A 14,117-nucleotide genomic window follows, 5' to 3' on the forward strand; every position below is an offset into this window, starting at 1 on the left:
AGGACAAGGACTGCCTCCGTGGTTTTTAGGCGCCGGGATAAACGTCCGCTGATGCGGGTCGTCGCGGATTTCTTCTGGCCCCGCGGGGGCTGGGGGCGCGCCTTTCACTATGTCAAACATCGGATTCGGCGCCTGCCTGACGCACCAGACCGCATTGCGCGCGGGATCTGGGCCGGGGTCTTTGCCTCTTTCACGCCGTTCTTTGGATTTCACTTTATTATTGCCGGTCTGATCGGCTGGATCATGCGCGGGAATATTCTTGCGGCGCTGATGTCGACCTTCTTTGGCAATCCGGTGACATTTGTGCTGATCGCCACCGTGTCTATGCGCCTTGGGCATTGGCTGCTGGGGACCCATTTCGAGGAACAGGATGCCTCGCTTGGGGAAAAGTTCAAAGAAGCGGCAGGCGATCTGTGGTTTAACTTTACCTCGCTCTTCACCAACCGGGCGCCGGATTGGCATGGGCTGGCAGTGTTTTATGACGAGGTTTTCCTGCCCTATCTGGTGGGCGGTCTGGTGCCGGGGGTGATCTGCGCGACAACGGTCTATCTGATCGCTTTGCCGCTGATCAACGTCTATCAGAAGCGCCGCCGCGCCAAGATCAAGGAAAAGTTCGAAGCCATCCGCCAGCGCGCGCAGTATGAGGCGGTGAACAGTCCGCACCCGCCGTCTGGGTCGCCGCCTCCGCAGGCCGGCACCGCCGACTGATCGCCAAAACCCCGCCCGGATTGGTACAATTCCTCCCTTGCTCCTGCCGCGCGGGTGGCTAGGGTGCTGGCAAACCAGAATTCGGGAGTTTTCAAAATGGCTCAGACCCGCCTTCGCCTTGGCGTGAACATCGACCACGTGGCCACCGTGCGCAATGCGCGGGGCGGGGCCTATCCTGACCCGGTCCGTGCCGCCAAACTGGCGGAGGACGCGGGTGCGGATGGCATCACCGCCCACCTGCGCGAAGATCGCCGCCATATTACCGATACCGATATCGAAGGCCTGATGGAGGCCCTGTCCGGTCCGCTGAACTTCGAGATGGCGGCCACGGATGAGATGCAGAAAATCGCCCTGCGTCACAAACCGCATGCGGTGTGCATTGTCCCGGAAAAACGCGAAGAGCGCACCACCGAAGGCGGTCTGGAAGTGGCCCGCGAAGAAAACCGTCTGGCCCATTTCATTGCGCCCCTGCGGGATGCGGGCTGCCGGGTGTCGATTTTCATCGCGGCCGATAAAAAACAGATCGAAGCCGCGCACCGGATCGGGGCCGAGGTGATCGAACTGCACACGGGTGCCTATTGTGACTACCACGCCGAAGGCGATTTCGAGGCCCGCGACACAGAGCTGGCAGCCTTGACGGACATGGCGGCCTTTGCGCATTCGCTTGGGCTGGAAGTGCACGCAGGTCATGGGCTGACCTATGAAACCGTCGGCCCGATTGCGGCCATTCCCGAAGTGATGGAGTTGAATATTGGTCACTTCCTGATTGGCGAAGCGGTCTTTCGTGGCCTGGCGCCAGCGGTGCAGGAAATGCGCCGGCTGATGGATGACGCACGTGAAGGGGGTGCAGAGGCATGACTGTGAACCTCAAGCGCTATGCCGGGATCTATGTTGTGACCCTAGTGGTCGCGGCCCTTGCCATTTGGGCGCTTCGCCAGATCGCGCAGATTGATCTGGCGAGCTCTTTCGTGCCGTTGATCCCGGCGATGGTGGCTGCGATGGTCGAAGGTCACAAACTTGCCAAAGAAGGCGCAGATTACCCCAAGGGCAAACCGGCCTGGATCGCATCGGCGAAGATGACGGGCGTGGCACTGGCGTTTAATGGCGGGCTGGGACTTGTGGTGTTCCTGGCCCTGAGCGGCGCAGGCTTGCAGATCAGAAGTGTCATGGTCTTTGTGGGCTTTCTGGCGATGTATTGTGTGTTCTGGATGGTGGCCAACCGGGTGTTCCTGACCCAAGGCTACCGCAATGCCATGGCGACCACGACATCCGGTAAAGCGGGGCGCTCATGATCCTTGGTATTGGCAGCGATCTGGCAAATATCGAACGGATTGCTGGCACGCTTGACCGGTTCGGCGCGCGGTTCAAGAACCGGGTGTTTACGGACACGGAACAGGCCAAGGCTGAACGCCGCAAGGATGTGGCGGGCACCTATGCCAAACGCTGGGCCGCGAAAGAGGCCTGTTCCAAGGCGCTTGGCACGGGGCTGGCAATGGGTATTTCCTGGAAGGACATGGCCGTCACAAACCTGACGACCGGGCAGCCGGTTATGCAGGTCACGGGCTGGGCGCGGGAACGGCTGGACGACATGACCCCCGAAGGCCACGAAGCCATTATTCATGTGACACTGACCGATGACCACCCCTGGGCGCAGGCCTTTGTGGTCATCGAAGCACGCCCCATCCCGCCCAGCTCCAACCCTAAACCTTGACTTGAAGCACCGAGGCCCGCATGTAGCCTCAGACGTTATTTTATTGACCGGAGAGCCGGATGGCCACCAAGACCACCGCAGGAAATTCATTTGTCGAAACCATCAAGACCATTGTCTATGCGCTGCTGATTGCCGGGGTGTTCCGCACCCTGTTCTTCCAGCCCTTCTGGATCCCGTCGGGGTCGATGAAGCAGACACTGCTGATCGGTGATTTCCTCTTCGTCAATAAGATGGCCTATGGCTATTCCTATGCGTCCTGCCCGACCATCCGCATCCCGCGTCTGGGTGTGAACATCGATGCAAAAACCATCTGTGGCTTCATCGATGGGGACAACACCCGTGTTCTTGGCGGCGAGCCAGAGCGGGGTGATGTTGTTGTGTTCCGTCATCCGGTGACCGGCATCGACTTTATCAAACGTCTTGTCGGCATGCCGGGCGACAAGGTGCAGGTGAAGGGCGGCGTGCTTCACATCAATGGCAAGGCAGTTCAGCTGACCGCAGACGGCACCTTTGACGAAGTCAAAGAGCCGCAAGGGCCGATCGGAAACTATCCGCGCTGCATCAATGGCCCCGTGGGCGAAGGCGGCCTCTGTCAGAAGGAACGTCAGATCGAAACCCTGCCGGGTGGCAGCAGCCATGCGATCCTGAACATCCGCAACCAATCGACAGATCACACCGGTATCTACCATGTGCCCGAAGGGCATTATTTCTTCATGGGCGATAACCGCGACAACTCCACCGACAGCCGTGTGGACCAGTCGCTGAACGGTGTGGGCTATGTGCCGTATGAAAACCTAATCGGTCGCGCGGACCGGATCATGTTCTCGGCGGCGGGCCGGTCCATGCTGTTCTTCTGGGACTGGCGCAGCGATCGGTACTTCAAGGCGATTGAATGACACTTGCGACGTTTCTGTCCGCCGCGTTTCATTGGCGCGGCCGGACGGGGCGCGTGGGGTTCGCTGCGGCATTCGTTCTGTGTGCCGCGGTTTTTGTCATTTGGGCGAACCAACCAAAGCTGAGCTGGGACCGAGTCTGGGGGGCGCCGGTTCTGGCGCTGACCGTCCTGCTGCTGTTTGGCCATGCCCGCCGCCGTTTGAATGACCTGGGGTGGTCTGGGCATTGGATGTGGCTGATGGCGGTGCCGCTGCTGCATCTGGGCCTGTCGCTTGTGCTTGCGCTGCGCCGCTCTGCCAAAGAAGATCAGATCCTGCATGTGGGGCTCTGGGGCAAACGCCTTGTCTATGTGTTTGCCATGCTCGTCGCCTCGCGCGGGCTTTGGGAACCCTATTGGATCCCGTCGGGTGCGATGAAGCCCGCGCTTCTGGTAGGGGATTATGTGCCCGTGACGCCGGTCTGGGCCACGCCACAGCGCGGCGATGTGCTGGTCTATCGGCATCCGGCGCAAGAGGTGGACTTTGTCGGCCGCCTGATTGGTTTGCCGGGCGATGAGCTGCAAATCAAAGCCGGTGTGCTGCATCTGAACGGCGTGTCTGTGATCCTGCGCGATGCTGGTGTCTTTGCAGAGCTGATGGAGCCACAGGGCCCGCAGGCCCGGTTCCCGCGCTGTGTGAACGGCGCCGTGGGGATTGGCGCGATCTGCGAAAAGACCCGTCAGATCGAAACCCTGCCAAATGGGGCCAGCTATGCGGTGCTGGATATTCGCAGGCAAACGTTGGACCAGACCGGGATCTATCAGGTGCCAGAGGAGCATTATTTCTTTCTGGGCGACAACCGCGACAATTCCATGGACAGCCGGATGGCGGTTTCCGTCGGTGGCGTTGGGTTTGTCCCCATTGAAAATGTGGTTGGGCGGGCCGATCGGGTGCTGTTTTCTGCCGCGGGGCGGTCGCTGGCGCATGTCTGGACCTGGCGCGGCGACAGGTTCTTCAAGGCAATCCACTAGGGTCACAGCTGTCGTGCCGCTGATGTGCTTGTCTCGCGCGGGCGGGGGCGGTATTTGCTGTGCAACCTGTCGGGCGGGCTGAGCCGCCCAGATGAAGCGGCCCGGCGAAGAGGGCAAGGAGATCACGTGAAACTATCCAAGGACATGCGCGCGTTCCAAGGGCGCCTGGGTCATGAATTCACCACGCCCGAGCTGCTGATCCGCGCGTTGACGCACCCGTCGGTGTCGACCGCCAACCGCGAAGACAACCAGCGGCTGGAGTTTCTGGGCGACCGTGTTCTGGGGCTGGTGATGGCCACCGCCCTGTTGGATCACGACCGCAAAGCCACCGAGGGCCAGCTGGCGCCGCGGTTCAATGCGCTGGTGCGCAAAGAGGCCTGCGCCGATGTGGCGCGTGAAATCGACCTTGGGGCCGTGTTGAAACTGGGCCGGTCCGAAATGATGACCGGTGGACGCCGCAAACAGGCGCTGTTGGGCGACGCAATGGAAGCCGTGATTGCCGCTGTCTACAAAGATGCGGGATTTGAGGCCGCACAGACCGTGATCCTGCGTCTGTGGGGGAACCGGATCGGTGCCGTTGAAGACGACGCGCGCGATCCCAAAACCGCGCTGCAGGAATATGTGCAGGCCCGCCGTCAGCCGCCGCCCGCCTATGTGCTGGTGGAACGCTCTGGCCCCGACCACGAACCGGTTTTCACCATCGCCGCCCAGCTGCAAGATGGCACCGAAGAACGTGCCACCGCTGGCTCTAAACGTCTGGCCGAACAGGCCGCTGCCAAGGCGCTGCTGGCGAGACTGGAAAACGACACCTAAAGGCGCTTAGGTCACTCGGATGTATCCGGCGAGGCCGGTTTTCTGATGTTCGATCACATGGCAGTGGAAGGCCCAGTCGCCGGGGTTATCTGCCACCAGCGCAATGTCGATCACCTCGTCTTTCAAGAGCAGCGCCGTATCTGTCAGCAAGGGCGGCAGGGCGCGCCGGTTTGACCGGATTGGCACAAACACCAGCCCATGCAGGTGGATGGGGTGCAGGTTCGGGCTCTCATTGCGCAGCCGCAGGACATAGGATTTGCCGCGTTTCAGCACCGCCAGCGGTCCCGTGCCCGTCGCGGCATCTCCGGCCCAAGGGGTGCGGTTGATCGACCAGAAACTATACCCCAGCGACCCACATAGCCCATCGTTGGGCGCTCCGCCTTCGGGTGTCCAGCCAAAGACGAACTCCAGCATGTCGGCCCGGTCCAGATCGGGCAGGGCGACAGGGTTTTCAGGAAGCGGTGGAAGGTCGCGTAGGTCGCGCGCCAAGGACGCTCCAATACTTCGCAGCTGCGCCATGATCCGCGTTTTGCGCCCCGGAAGTTCGGCGATGACCGAAACATCCTGGCCTTCGCCTTCGGGCATGCGCAGGGCAAAGTCGACCCGCTGTCCGGGGCCAAGGTACAGTGGCGCGTCAGCAGAGGGGAGGGCAAGCAATTGCCGCACCGGGTGCCCGTCCCATGCAATGATGCGCGCCTGCGCCGCTCCCAGATGCAGCCGATAGATTCGCGTGGTGTCGGTATTGGCAATCCGCAACCGCACCAATGATCCCGCCGTATGGTCATAAACGGGGTCCTGATCCCAGTTGGTTGTCAGCACATTGCCATGAGTGCCCCCGCGCGCTGCGCCGCGTGCGGTGTAATAGGGCAGGAAACTGCCATCATCCGCCAGCCGGAAGTCGCGCAGGTTCAGGGTCTCTTCGCTGTCAAAGCCTGTGTCGCTGTCTTCTTCGATCACCATCATGCCGGTCAGCCCATGCGCCATCTGCGCCATTGTCATGCAATGGGGGTGATACCAGTAGGTGCCTGCGTCCGGCGGCGTGAAGTCATAGGTGAACGTTTCTCCCGGCGCGATTGGCATCTGCGTCAGATAGGGAACGCCATCCATCGCATTGGGGATTCGCAAGCCATGCCAGTGCATTGCGGTGTAATCGGGCGTCTGATTGGTGACCGCAAGGCGCATGGGCTTGCCCACACGGCCCCGCAGGACGGGGGGCGGTGCATCCGGGCTGAGGCTCACCAGACCTTGCGTGATGCTGTCTCTGAACCGATAGGCCGCTTTTTGGATCACCAGCTCCTGTGTGGCAGGCCCCTGCGCCAGAAGACGACCTGCCGCCGCAAGGCCAAGTGCCGCAGCGCCCGAGGACAAAAGGAAATCGCGACGCTTCATGGTGGCTCTTTCAATGCATGTTTGGAGAAAGGCTGGCGCGCCCTTCTGCGGGCTGGCTGTGGTTTCTATTGTCTCATATCGCGCAGTGGGCGACTATGGTGCAAGCGGTCGCAGCTGAAACGCATAGCGGCAATGCCGTTTGAATTGCCCTCTGGCCGGGCCTTGCAAACTCCTGTATGCCCGGCACCGCTTTTGACAGGATGGATACCATGACCACACGCGCGGGCTTTGTTGCCCTGATCGGCGAACCGAACGCCGGGAAATCCACGCTCCTGAACCGTATGGTGGGGGCAAAAGTTTCGATTGTAACGCATAAGGTGCAAACCACCCGGGCCCGCATTCGCGGTGTCGCCATGGAGGGCGAGTCGCAAATCGTCTTCGTGGACACGCCGGGCCTCTTTAAACCCCGCCGTCATCTGGACCGCGCCATGGTGGCTGCCGCCTGGGGCGGGGCTGCGGATGCGGATGTCATCGTCCTGCTGGTCGAGGCCCACCGTGGCATCACCGAGGGCGTAGAGGCCATCCTTGAAGGGCTGGAAGAGGTCGCCACCGGCCGCCGCGTCGCCCTGGCAATCAACAAGATCGACAAGGTGCAGGCCGAAGACCTGCTGGCGCTGACCAAAGACCTGAACGATCGCTACGCCTTTGCGGACACCTTCATGATCTCGGCGGAACGCGGCCACGGCGTCGACGATCTGCGCACGTGGCTGGCAGGTGAACTGCCCGAAAGCCCCTGGCTCTACCCCGAAGATCAGATTGCGGATCTGCCCCTGCGCATGATCGCAGCCGAAATGACCCGCGAAAAACTGACCCTGCGCCTGCATCAGGAACTGCCCTATCAGCTGACGGTCGAAACCGAAAAATGGGAAGAACGCAAAGACGGCTCTGCCCGCATCGATCAGATCATCTATGTGGTCCGCGACGGCCACAAAGGCATCGTTCTGGGCAAACGCGGTGAGACCATCAAAGCGGTCAGCCAAGCCGCCCGCGCAGAACTGGAAGAGTTCATGGGCCGCAAGATGCACCTGTTCCTGCAGGTCAAAGTGCGCCCGAACTGGCTCGAAGAAGCAGAGCGTTACTCGGAAATGGGTCTCGATTTCAAAGACGGTCAGCAATAAACACTCTGGCCCCGGCTTTCATCTTTTTCCAAATATCCCCGCCGGAGGCTCCCCAAACGGGCCTCTGGCGCACCCGTTCGGAGACACGCCATGACCCGCCTCACAGCTCGTTTCTGGGTCGACGCTTATCTGGCACGGCTCCGGTTTCAGGACATCCCCGCCTTTGTTGTGGCCCATGGCGATGACACGGCCGGGGCCGTTCTGGTCAAACTCAATACTCTCGACGGTCAGGCCATGGCCTTTCAGCGGTCGTTCGATCTGATGACAGGCGACCGCAAATGGATGGAGCTGTCGTCGGGTGCCGAGGCCGACGTGGATGCCTCCATCACCAAACAGCGCAGTTTTGACAGCGACCTCTGGGTGCTCGAGGTCGAAGACCGCGCGGGCCGTCATCTGCTGGATGAACCGGGGCTGGAGTAGCCCAATTCAGGTGGCGCGGTCTTGGCTCATGCAAGGTGAATGCACCCAGAAGGCCACGATTTCCTCGTCCCAGAATTGAATATCGAAATGGCTCCGGCAGCCGGTTTGTGTGCTCAGCTGACCTTTCATGATGATGCCTTCGCTGGTGGACGCTTTGATATTCAGAAACCGTTCAACGGTAAACGCGGCCATATTCTCAAAATCGGTGCGGAGCTTAAGCAGCGGGTATTCCGCCTTTAGTGCTGGGGCAAAAAGATCATGGGCGTCTTCGAATTTCTGTTCGGCGACCAGAGCAAAGAAGTCCCGTGTAATCTGTTTCTCTTGCCGACTGGAAAACAGGACCGTGCAGATGAAAATAATCACCAAAAGCGCGATGACGCCAAGCGCCTTGAGCACATAGCCAAAGAATTTCTTCATGAATTACAGAGCCTAAATCAATCGTCCAATCCGCGGATAGTGGCATGTACGCATGGGCGCGTCCAGATGATGTTCCTCTTGCCGGGCGGACGAAATGATGGAAGGTACTGCCATGGAATGGAGTGATCAGGGCATTTTGCTGACCGTGCGCCGCCACGGTGAAAGCGGTGCGATTATTGACGTCTTTACCGAACAGCACGGCCGTCATGCGGGTGTCGTGCGCGGCGGTGCGGGGCGTCGCATGGCACCTGTTCTGCAGCCCGGTGCACAGCTGGACCTGACATGGCGGGCGCGGCTCGAAGATCATCTGGGCTCTTATCAGGCCGAACCCCTGCGCAGCCGCGCGGCGGTTGCCCTGAACTCTCGACTGGCGCTTGCGGGTCTGAATGCGGTGTGCGCATTGCTGAGTTTTGCCCTGCCGGAACGCGAAGCCCATCTGTCCCTTTACCGTCGCAGCGAACAGTTGCTGGACCTGCTTGGGCAAGACGACCTATGGCCACTGGCCTATCTGCGCTGGGAAATGGCGCTTCTTGAGGAACTTGGGTTTGGCATTGATCTGTCGTCCTGTGCGGTCACAGGGGCGTCAGAGGGGTTGGCCTATGTTTCACCAAAATCCGGGCGTGCGGTGTCCCATGCTGGGGCTGGGGATTGGGTCGATCGGCTTTTGCCCCTGCCGCCGGTGATGCTGGGCCAAGGTGACGCAGACGACGCAGAAATTTTGCGCGCGCTGCGCACCACAGGCTACTTCCTCGAGGCGAAACTGGCACCGGCCTTGGGCAACAGACCTGTGCCTGAACAACGCGGCCGGTTTATGGACCTTATTGCGCGTCGCCTCTGATTTCTTGGGTAAACACCATCTCTGTTCTGTCCTGAGCTCGCAGAATAAGAAACGGTCCGCTGACCTCGACTTCTGTTCGCGACTGCAAAAGCGCCATAGTGCTGGCATCGTCTCGGGACGCGACACAGCCAGACGGGCGCGACATCCGGGTTTGTTCCAACCTGAACCAAGGGTACGGCGCCGTGTTGCGCGCTGTCAGGGACAGGCACCGCGTGTTGGCCTGCACCTGCGTCGGCCCTGAAAATTGCAGGTTCAGCCGGGCGGGCAGAACGGTGTTCTCATTGGCGGTCTGGTTTGGGCCAAGGATCTGCTCCAGATCCCAAATCCCGGCCGCAGCCCCATAGGCCGCGACTGTTTCGGTCCGAAGACAGCCCTGCGTCAGCGTCGCGATCAGAACCAGGGCGAGGTAAGCCGCGCCCCTATTGAGGTATTTACACTGCATGCCCCTATGGAGCGATATGCAGAAGCGCAGGTCAATCTTTGTGGTGCGTGTCGCGCGCTTTAGAAATCTTCCCATTTGTCATTGGCGACCTTTTTCTCTTCGACAAAAGGGTCTTCCATGGCGGCCTCTTCCATAGAAGAGGGGCCATTATTCACTGGGGCGTCCGGCGCGGGCGTAGATGTTGGCGCATTGCCTGCTGCCGCGCGATCGGTTTGGAAACTGCCGACGAGGTTCCAAAGACTGTCGGAGTCCGAGCGCAGCATTTGGCTTGCCGCATTTGTTTCTTCGACCATGGCCGCGTTGTCCTGCGTCACGCGGTCCAATTGGGACATGCCGGTGTTGATCTCTTCGAGCGCATGGGATTGTTCATCGGCTGCTTTCGCGATCGACGACACAAGGTCCGAGATATTGGTGACCCGGGACACGATCTGTTCCAGGGCTTCGCCCGTGCGGTTCACCAGTTCGACACCGCGGTCCACCTGTTGGCCGCTGCTTTCGATCAGTGTTTTGATCTCGAGTGCCGCATCCGAGGCCCGCTGCGCAAGAGCGCGGACTTCGCTGGCGACCACGGCAAACCCGCGCCCTGCCTCTCCGGCGCGGGCGGCTTCAACACCGGCGTTCAGCGCCAGCAGGTTGGTCTGGAAGGCGATGTCGTCAATCACGCCAATAATCTGCGCGATATGCTTGGACGAGGCCTCCACCTCGGAGATGGCTTTCACCGTCTCTCGCACCACCTCACCACTTTCGCGCGCTTCGTCGCGGGCTGTGGTCACTGTGTTTTCGACTTCGCGCACATTGCTGGCAGCGTCTTTGACGCTATTGGTGATCGTCTCAAGGGCAGCGACGGTCTGTTCCAGAGTTGCAGCCTGGCTTTCGGTACGGCCAGACAGTTCATCCGAGGCGCTGGAAATCTCTTGCGAGCCACGCTGAATGCTGACCGCCGCCTCAGAGACATTCAGGATGACCTTGTTCAAACCGGTCAGCGCATCATTGATGCTGTATCGCAGGCTTTTGTGTTCTTCTGGGAAGAACTCTGTCACCTGATTTCGGAAGTCGCCTTTGGCCAGATCGACCAGCGCATTGCCAAGAAGCTTTACCACTTTGCGGTTGTCTTCCTGACTCTTGGCTTCGCGACGTTGCGCTTCGGCCCCGGCCTGCAATTTTTGCGTCAGCTTCAGCAGTGTCTGTGCGCTTTGGCCAATTTCGTCCTGGCGGTCGGCGTCATGAATGTCGAGGTCGTATTTTTCTTCGGCGACCTGCTGCATTTCTGAGGCCAGACGACCAATACGGCGTGTGACCCCGCGGGCCACAAATGTGGACAATATGGCGAGCAAAATTGCCGTGATGCCGAGACCGACAAGCGTAATCATGGCCAGCTGTCGGCCAGAGGCCATGGCTTCTGCGCGATCAATTTCCAACACCAGTCCCCAATGATCCCCGCGCGGGGTTTCGATGGAACCGGTGGCTGCAACAACTGTCGTGCCCGAGGTGCCGGGAACATTGTCGAAATAGGCAACTTCATCCGCGAGCGCAGCGGTGATTTGTGCGCTGCTCGTCAAGGGGTCGAGCGCTTGAAACCCGCCTTCATGCGGCGATTGGGTCAAGGCCCGCCCACTTTGGTCGACAAGGAACACCAGACCCGTTTCCCCCAGAACACTGGAATCGGCAAGAATATTGCTCATCACGTCTAGGGGCACTTGGACGGCGACAACCCCGATGGCTTGGCCGTTGTCGAACACTGGGGCCGACAGAAACATGGCGGGGGCATCTGCGCTGGGCGCATAGGGCGCAATTGAGGTCATATGGAACGCCCCATCGCTAAGTTTGATGCCTTCCTGGAACACCTCACCCAGACCGCTGTCCTTGTATTTGCCGGAAATGAAATTCAGGCCAAAGTCATCTTCCTTGAAGACCGAGTAGATCAAGTTACCCGCATGATCAAAGAGGAACAGATCATAATAGCCGCGGGCCCGCTGGAAGGTGCGCATCGAGACATGGTGATGGTCATGTGCCGCGCTCCAGGCAGAGCCATCGCCTGCATCGACCAGTTCATCCTTGGCACCGATCGGGTGCGGGTTGTCTGAGATATAGAGGCTGCGCAGGGTTTCGCCGACGTTGACACCGGGTTGACCCGCAAGTGTGTCCCAAGCGGTATCAAATTCCACGATGGCTTCGCGAATGGCGACATTCTGCGCCAGGGCTTCAACGTCTTTTTCGATCGCTTCAATCCAGCGCGTCAGGGCTTCGCCACGTTCTTTGACCAGCGAGGAGTAGGCGGCGCGATGTTCCTGATCGAGGATGCGTTCAGCCTGCCAGAGCTGAAGGCCGCCGGACAGGGTGACAAACAAGACAGTTGGGATCGTGATCAGAAGGGGAAGCTTCTTGGCGAGCTTCATATTGGAAAAAAAGGCGGTCATTGGCGAAGTCAGCTCCATACCAATTGCCCCGCAAACAAGGGCACGGATTAAGGTTCTAAGACGGTTACCAAAACGCTACGGGAGCAAAATGGTGTAAATCCTAACGCCTTCGTGAGCGGTTCGTAAAATCGGACGAGAGAGCCGCCCCATTTTTGCAAGATTTAAAAATTCGCATACTTACCGCTGCCCAAAACGACAAAGGCCCGCCAAAATGGCGGGCCCTGAACCTTTCTTTTGCGATGAAACTCAGTGGGTCATGCCAACAGGCGGCGCGCGATGACCTGTGCTTGGATTTCCGCAGCACCTTCGAAAATATTGAGGATACGGGCATCGCACAGCACGCGTGAGATCTTGTATTCCAGCGCAAAGCCGTTGCCGCCGTGGATCTGCAGGCCATTGTCGGCCGCCGCCCAAGCCACACGCGCGCCCAGCAGTTTCGCCATGCCGGCCTCAAGATCGCAGCGGTGGCCGTGATCTTTCTCCCAGGCGGAGAAATAGGTCAGCTGGCGCGCCACCATGATTTCTACCGCCATCATCGCCAGTTTCGACGACACCCGGGGGAAGTTGATCAGGCTGTTGCCGAACTGTTTGCGATCTTGGGCATATTGCATGCCAATATCCAGCGCCGATTGCGCCACGCCAATGGCGCGGGCGGCGGTCTGGATGCGGGCGCTCTCGAAGGTTTCCATCAGCTGTTTGAAGCCTTTGCCTTCTTCGCCGCCCAGAAGGTTTTCACCTTTCACTTTGAAGCCGTCAAAGCCCAGCTCGTATTCCTTCATGCCACGGTAGCCCAGAACCTCGATCTCGCCGCCGGTCATGCCGGGGGTTGGGAAGGGGGCCTCGTCCGTGCCGGGGGTTTTCTCGGCGAGGAACATCGACAGGCCCCGGTGGTTGTCGCTGGAGGGGTCTGTGCGCGCCAAGAGGGTCATCACATGGGTCCGCGCCGCATGGGTGATCCAGGTCTTGTTGCCGGTGATCTCGTAATCGCCCTCGGCGTTTTTCACCGCGCGGGTGCGCAAGGAGCCAAGGTCCGAACCGGTGTTGGGTTCGGTGAACACGGCTGTCGGCAGGATTTCGGCGCTGGCGAGTTTCGGCAGCCAGTTGGCCTTCTGTTCGTCGGTGCCACCGGCGATAATCAGTTCCGCCGCGATTTCAGACCGCGTGCCAAGGGAACCCACCCCGATATAGCCGCGCGACAGTTCCTCGGACACCACGCACATCGACGCCTTGGACAGGCCAAAGCCGCCGAATTCTTCGGGGATGGTCAGGCCGAAGACACCCATTTCGGCCAGCTCCTCGATGACCTCCATTGGGATCAGCTCGTCTTTGAGGTGCCATTCATGAGCGTAAGGTTCGACTTTCTCTTGCGCATAACGGCGGAACTGGTCGCGGATCATCTCCAGCTCTTCATCCAGGCCGGAGGCGCCGAACATGGTCGATCCTGCCTGCTGCTCCATCAGTTCCACCAGACGCGAGCGCGCGGCCTGGGTGTTGCCGGATTGGGTCAGGGTCATGACCTCTGTGCTCATCAACCCGCGCATGTCGTCCTGCGACAGGCCCAAATCCTGCAGGCGGATAATCTCGCCCTGATTCATCTGGATGCCGCCATAGACCTGCCAGAGGTATTCGCCAAAGGCGATCTGGTGGATCAACGCTTCCATTTCCGAGAAATTGCCCTCAGCGTCTAGCGCCTCGGCCCAGCGTTGCATCTGACGCAGGGAGTAGACATAGGTGGCCAGCCACGACAGGCCGTGGGCGGCGTATTGATTGGCCTCGACCAGCGCGCCCGAGACGCGGTCGCCTTCGCTCACCATGTCGCGCACGGATGCGCGGGCGGTTTCAAACAGGGCCTCCAGCGGGGGCAGCGCCGCGCCGGTCAGTTTCAGCAGTTCCGGAAGTACAATCGGTTTCATTTCCAAATCCTGTCCGTCGTGCGCCATG

General features: G+C 60.1%; 15 protein-coding genes. 10 read left to right on the plus strand and 5 right to left on the minus strand.

All coding sequences use genetic code 11. From position 1 onward, the window contains the following. Positions 1 to 18: 18 nt before the first annotated feature. The 7 genes from TRM7557_RS10650 (at position 19) to rnc (ending at position 5,135) form a co-directional block, all read left to right on the plus strand. Entirely contained in the window at positions 19 to 708 is a 690-nt protein-coding gene (locus TRM7557_RS10650) for a DUF2062 domain-containing protein (RefSeq protein ID WP_058290196.1), read from the plus strand. A 96-nt stretch (positions 709 to 804) separates the two neighbouring features. Beyond that, the gene (locus tag TRM7557_RS10655; protein WP_058290197.1) at positions 805 to 1,566 is read left to right on the plus strand and encodes a pyridoxine 5'-phosphate synthase; all 762 of its coding nucleotides are present in this window, start codon (positions 805 to 807) and stop codon (positions 1,564 to 1,566) included. Then, positions 1,563 to 2,000: an ABZJ_00895 family protein gene (locus TRM7557_RS10660; protein WP_058290198.1), complete on the plus strand. Its 438-nt coding sequence runs from the start codon at positions 1,563 to 1,565 to the stop codon at positions 1,998 to 2,000. The genes TRM7557_RS10655 and TRM7557_RS10660 overlap by 4 nt, the downstream gene beginning before the upstream one ends. Continuing rightward, a complete protein-coding gene (acpS, locus tag TRM7557_RS10665) occupies positions 1,997 to 2,419 on the plus strand; it encodes a holo-ACP synthase (protein WP_058290199.1) in 423 nt (140 codons plus the stop codon). The genes TRM7557_RS10660 and acpS overlap by 4 nt, the downstream gene beginning before the upstream one ends. A gap of 59 nt (positions 2,420 to 2,478) precedes the next feature. Then, on the plus strand, positions 2,479 to 3,315 hold the full coding sequence (lepB, locus tag TRM7557_RS10670; RefSeq protein ID WP_058290200.1) for a signal peptidase I: 837 nt from the start codon (positions 2,479 to 2,481) through the stop codon (positions 3,313 to 3,315). A gap of 236 nt (positions 3,316 to 3,551) precedes the next feature. Next, positions 3,552 to 4,322 carry a signal peptidase I gene (lepB, locus tag TRM7557_RS20045; protein ID WP_235811456.1) on the plus strand — a complete coding sequence of 257 codons (771 nt, stop codon included), beginning with the start codon at positions 3,552 to 3,554 and terminating at the stop codon, positions 4,320 to 4,322. A gap of 126 nt (positions 4,323 to 4,448) precedes the next feature. Then, positions 4,449 to 5,135, plus strand: a complete 687-nt coding sequence (gene rnc / locus TRM7557_RS10680; protein ID WP_058290201.1) for a ribonuclease III — start codon at positions 4,449 to 4,451, stop codon at positions 5,133 to 5,135. Positions 5,136 to 5,141: 6 nt separating this feature from the next. Here the strand turns inward: rnc and TRM7557_RS10685 are convergent, their stop codons facing one another. Continuing rightward, the gene (locus TRM7557_RS10685; RefSeq protein WP_058290202.1) at positions 5,142 to 6,524 is read right to left on the minus strand and encodes a multicopper oxidase family protein; all 1,383 of its coding nucleotides are present in this window, start codon (positions 6,522 to 6,524) and stop codon (positions 5,142 to 5,144) included. A gap of 209 nt (positions 6,525 to 6,733) precedes the next feature. Here TRM7557_RS10685 and era point away from each other — a divergent pair, with 209 nt between their 5' ends. Both era and TRM7557_RS10695 read left to right on the plus strand, forming a co-directional pair. After that, positions 6,734 to 7,642, plus strand: coding sequence for a GTPase Era (gene era / locus TRM7557_RS10690; RefSeq protein WP_058290203.1), 909 nt, complete (start codon positions 6,734 to 6,736; stop codon positions 7,640 to 7,642). 90 nt (positions 7,643 to 7,732) lie between these two features. Continuing rightward, positions 7,733 to 8,062, plus strand: a complete 330-nt coding sequence (locus TRM7557_RS10695; RefSeq protein ID WP_058290204.1) for a DUF1491 family protein — start codon at positions 7,733 to 7,735, stop codon at positions 8,060 to 8,062. A 6-nt stretch (positions 8,063 to 8,068) separates the two neighbouring features. Here the strand turns inward: TRM7557_RS10695 and TRM7557_RS10700 are convergent, their stop codons facing one another. Then, on the minus strand, positions 8,069 to 8,479 hold the full coding sequence (locus TRM7557_RS10700) for a hypothetical protein (protein ID WP_058290205.1): 411 nt from the start codon (positions 8,477 to 8,479) through the stop codon (positions 8,069 to 8,071). Between the two features lie 112 nt (positions 8,480 to 8,591). Here TRM7557_RS10700 and recO point away from each other — a divergent pair, with 112 nt between their 5' ends. Beyond that, the gene (recO, locus tag TRM7557_RS10705) at positions 8,592 to 9,317 is read left to right on the plus strand and encodes a DNA repair protein RecO (RefSeq protein WP_058290206.1); all 726 of its coding nucleotides are present in this window, start codon (positions 8,592 to 8,594) and stop codon (positions 9,315 to 9,317) included. Here the strand turns inward: recO and TRM7557_RS10710 are convergent. The 3 genes from TRM7557_RS10710 to TRM7557_RS10720 form a co-directional block, all read right to left on the minus strand. Continuing rightward, positions 9,298 to 9,759 (minus strand): hypothetical protein, encoded by a 462-nt coding sequence (locus TRM7557_RS10710; RefSeq protein ID WP_131727552.1) that lies wholly within the window; start codon positions 9,757 to 9,759, stop codon positions 9,298 to 9,300. The genes recO and TRM7557_RS10710 overlap by 20 nt on opposite strands. Before the next feature lie 59 nt (positions 9,760 to 9,818). Further along, positions 9,819 to 12,176 carry a methyl-accepting chemotaxis protein gene (locus TRM7557_RS10715; RefSeq protein ID WP_058290244.1) on the minus strand — a complete coding sequence of 786 codons (2,358 nt, stop codon included), beginning with the start codon at positions 12,174 to 12,176 and terminating at the stop codon, positions 9,819 to 9,821. Positions 12,177 to 12,430: 254 nt separating this feature from the next. Further along, positions 12,431 to 14,116: an acyl-CoA dehydrogenase family protein gene (locus TRM7557_RS10720; RefSeq protein WP_058290208.1), complete on the minus strand. Its 1,686-nt coding sequence runs from the start codon at positions 14,114 to 14,116 to the stop codon at positions 12,431 to 12,433. Between the last annotated feature and the right edge of the window lies 1 nt (position 14,117).

This window comes from Tritonibacter multivorans, from assembly GCF_001458415.1.
GTDB lineage: Bacteria > Pseudomonadota > Alphaproteobacteria > Rhodobacterales > Rhodobacteraceae > Epibacterium > Epibacterium multivorans.

Coding starts and splice junctions, on each gene's coding strand:
- TRM7557_RS10710 (WP_131727552.1), bottom strand. CDS start 9,759: ATGCAGTGTAAATACCTCAATAGGGGCGCGGCTTACCTCGCCCTGGTT.
- recO (WP_058290206.1), top strand. CDS start 8,592: ATGGAATGGAGTGATCAGGGCATTTTGCTGACCGTGCGCCGCCACGGT.
- era (WP_058290203.1), top strand. CDS start 6,734: ATGACCACACGCGCGGGCTTTGTTGCCCTGATCGGCGAACCGAACGCC.
- lepB (WP_058290200.1), top strand. CDS start 2,479: ATGGCCACCAAGACCACCGCAGGAAATTCATTTGTCGAAACCATCAAG.
- TRM7557_RS10700 (WP_058290205.1), bottom strand. CDS start 8,479: ATGAAGAAATTCTTTGGCTATGTGCTCAAGGCGCTTGGCGTCATCGCG.
- TRM7557_RS10655 (WP_058290197.1), top strand. CDS start 805: ATGGCTCAGACCCGCCTTCGCCTTGGCGTGAACATCGACCACGTGGCC.
- TRM7557_RS10695 (WP_058290204.1), top strand. CDS start 7,733: ATGACCCGCCTCACAGCTCGTTTCTGGGTCGACGCTTATCTGGCACGG.
- TRM7557_RS10660 (WP_058290198.1), top strand. CDS start 1,563: ATGACTGTGAACCTCAAGCGCTATGCCGGGATCTATGTTGTGACCCTA.
- TRM7557_RS10715 (WP_058290244.1), bottom strand. CDS start 12,176: ATGACCGCCTTTTTTTCCAATATGAAGCTCGCCAAGAAGCTTCCCCTT.
- TRM7557_RS10720 (WP_058290208.1), bottom strand. CDS start 14,116: ATGGCGCACGACGGACAGGATTTGGAAATGAAACCGATTGTACTTCCG.
- acpS (WP_058290199.1), top strand. CDS start 1,997: ATGATCCTTGGTATTGGCAGCGATCTGGCAAATATCGAACGGATTGCT.
- lepB (WP_235811456.1), top strand. CDS start 3,552: ATGGCGGTGCCGCTGCTGCATCTGGGCCTGTCGCTTGTGCTTGCGCTG.
- TRM7557_RS10685 (WP_058290202.1), bottom strand. CDS start 6,524: ATGAAGCGTCGCGATTTCCTTTTGTCCTCGGGCGCTGCGGCACTTGGC.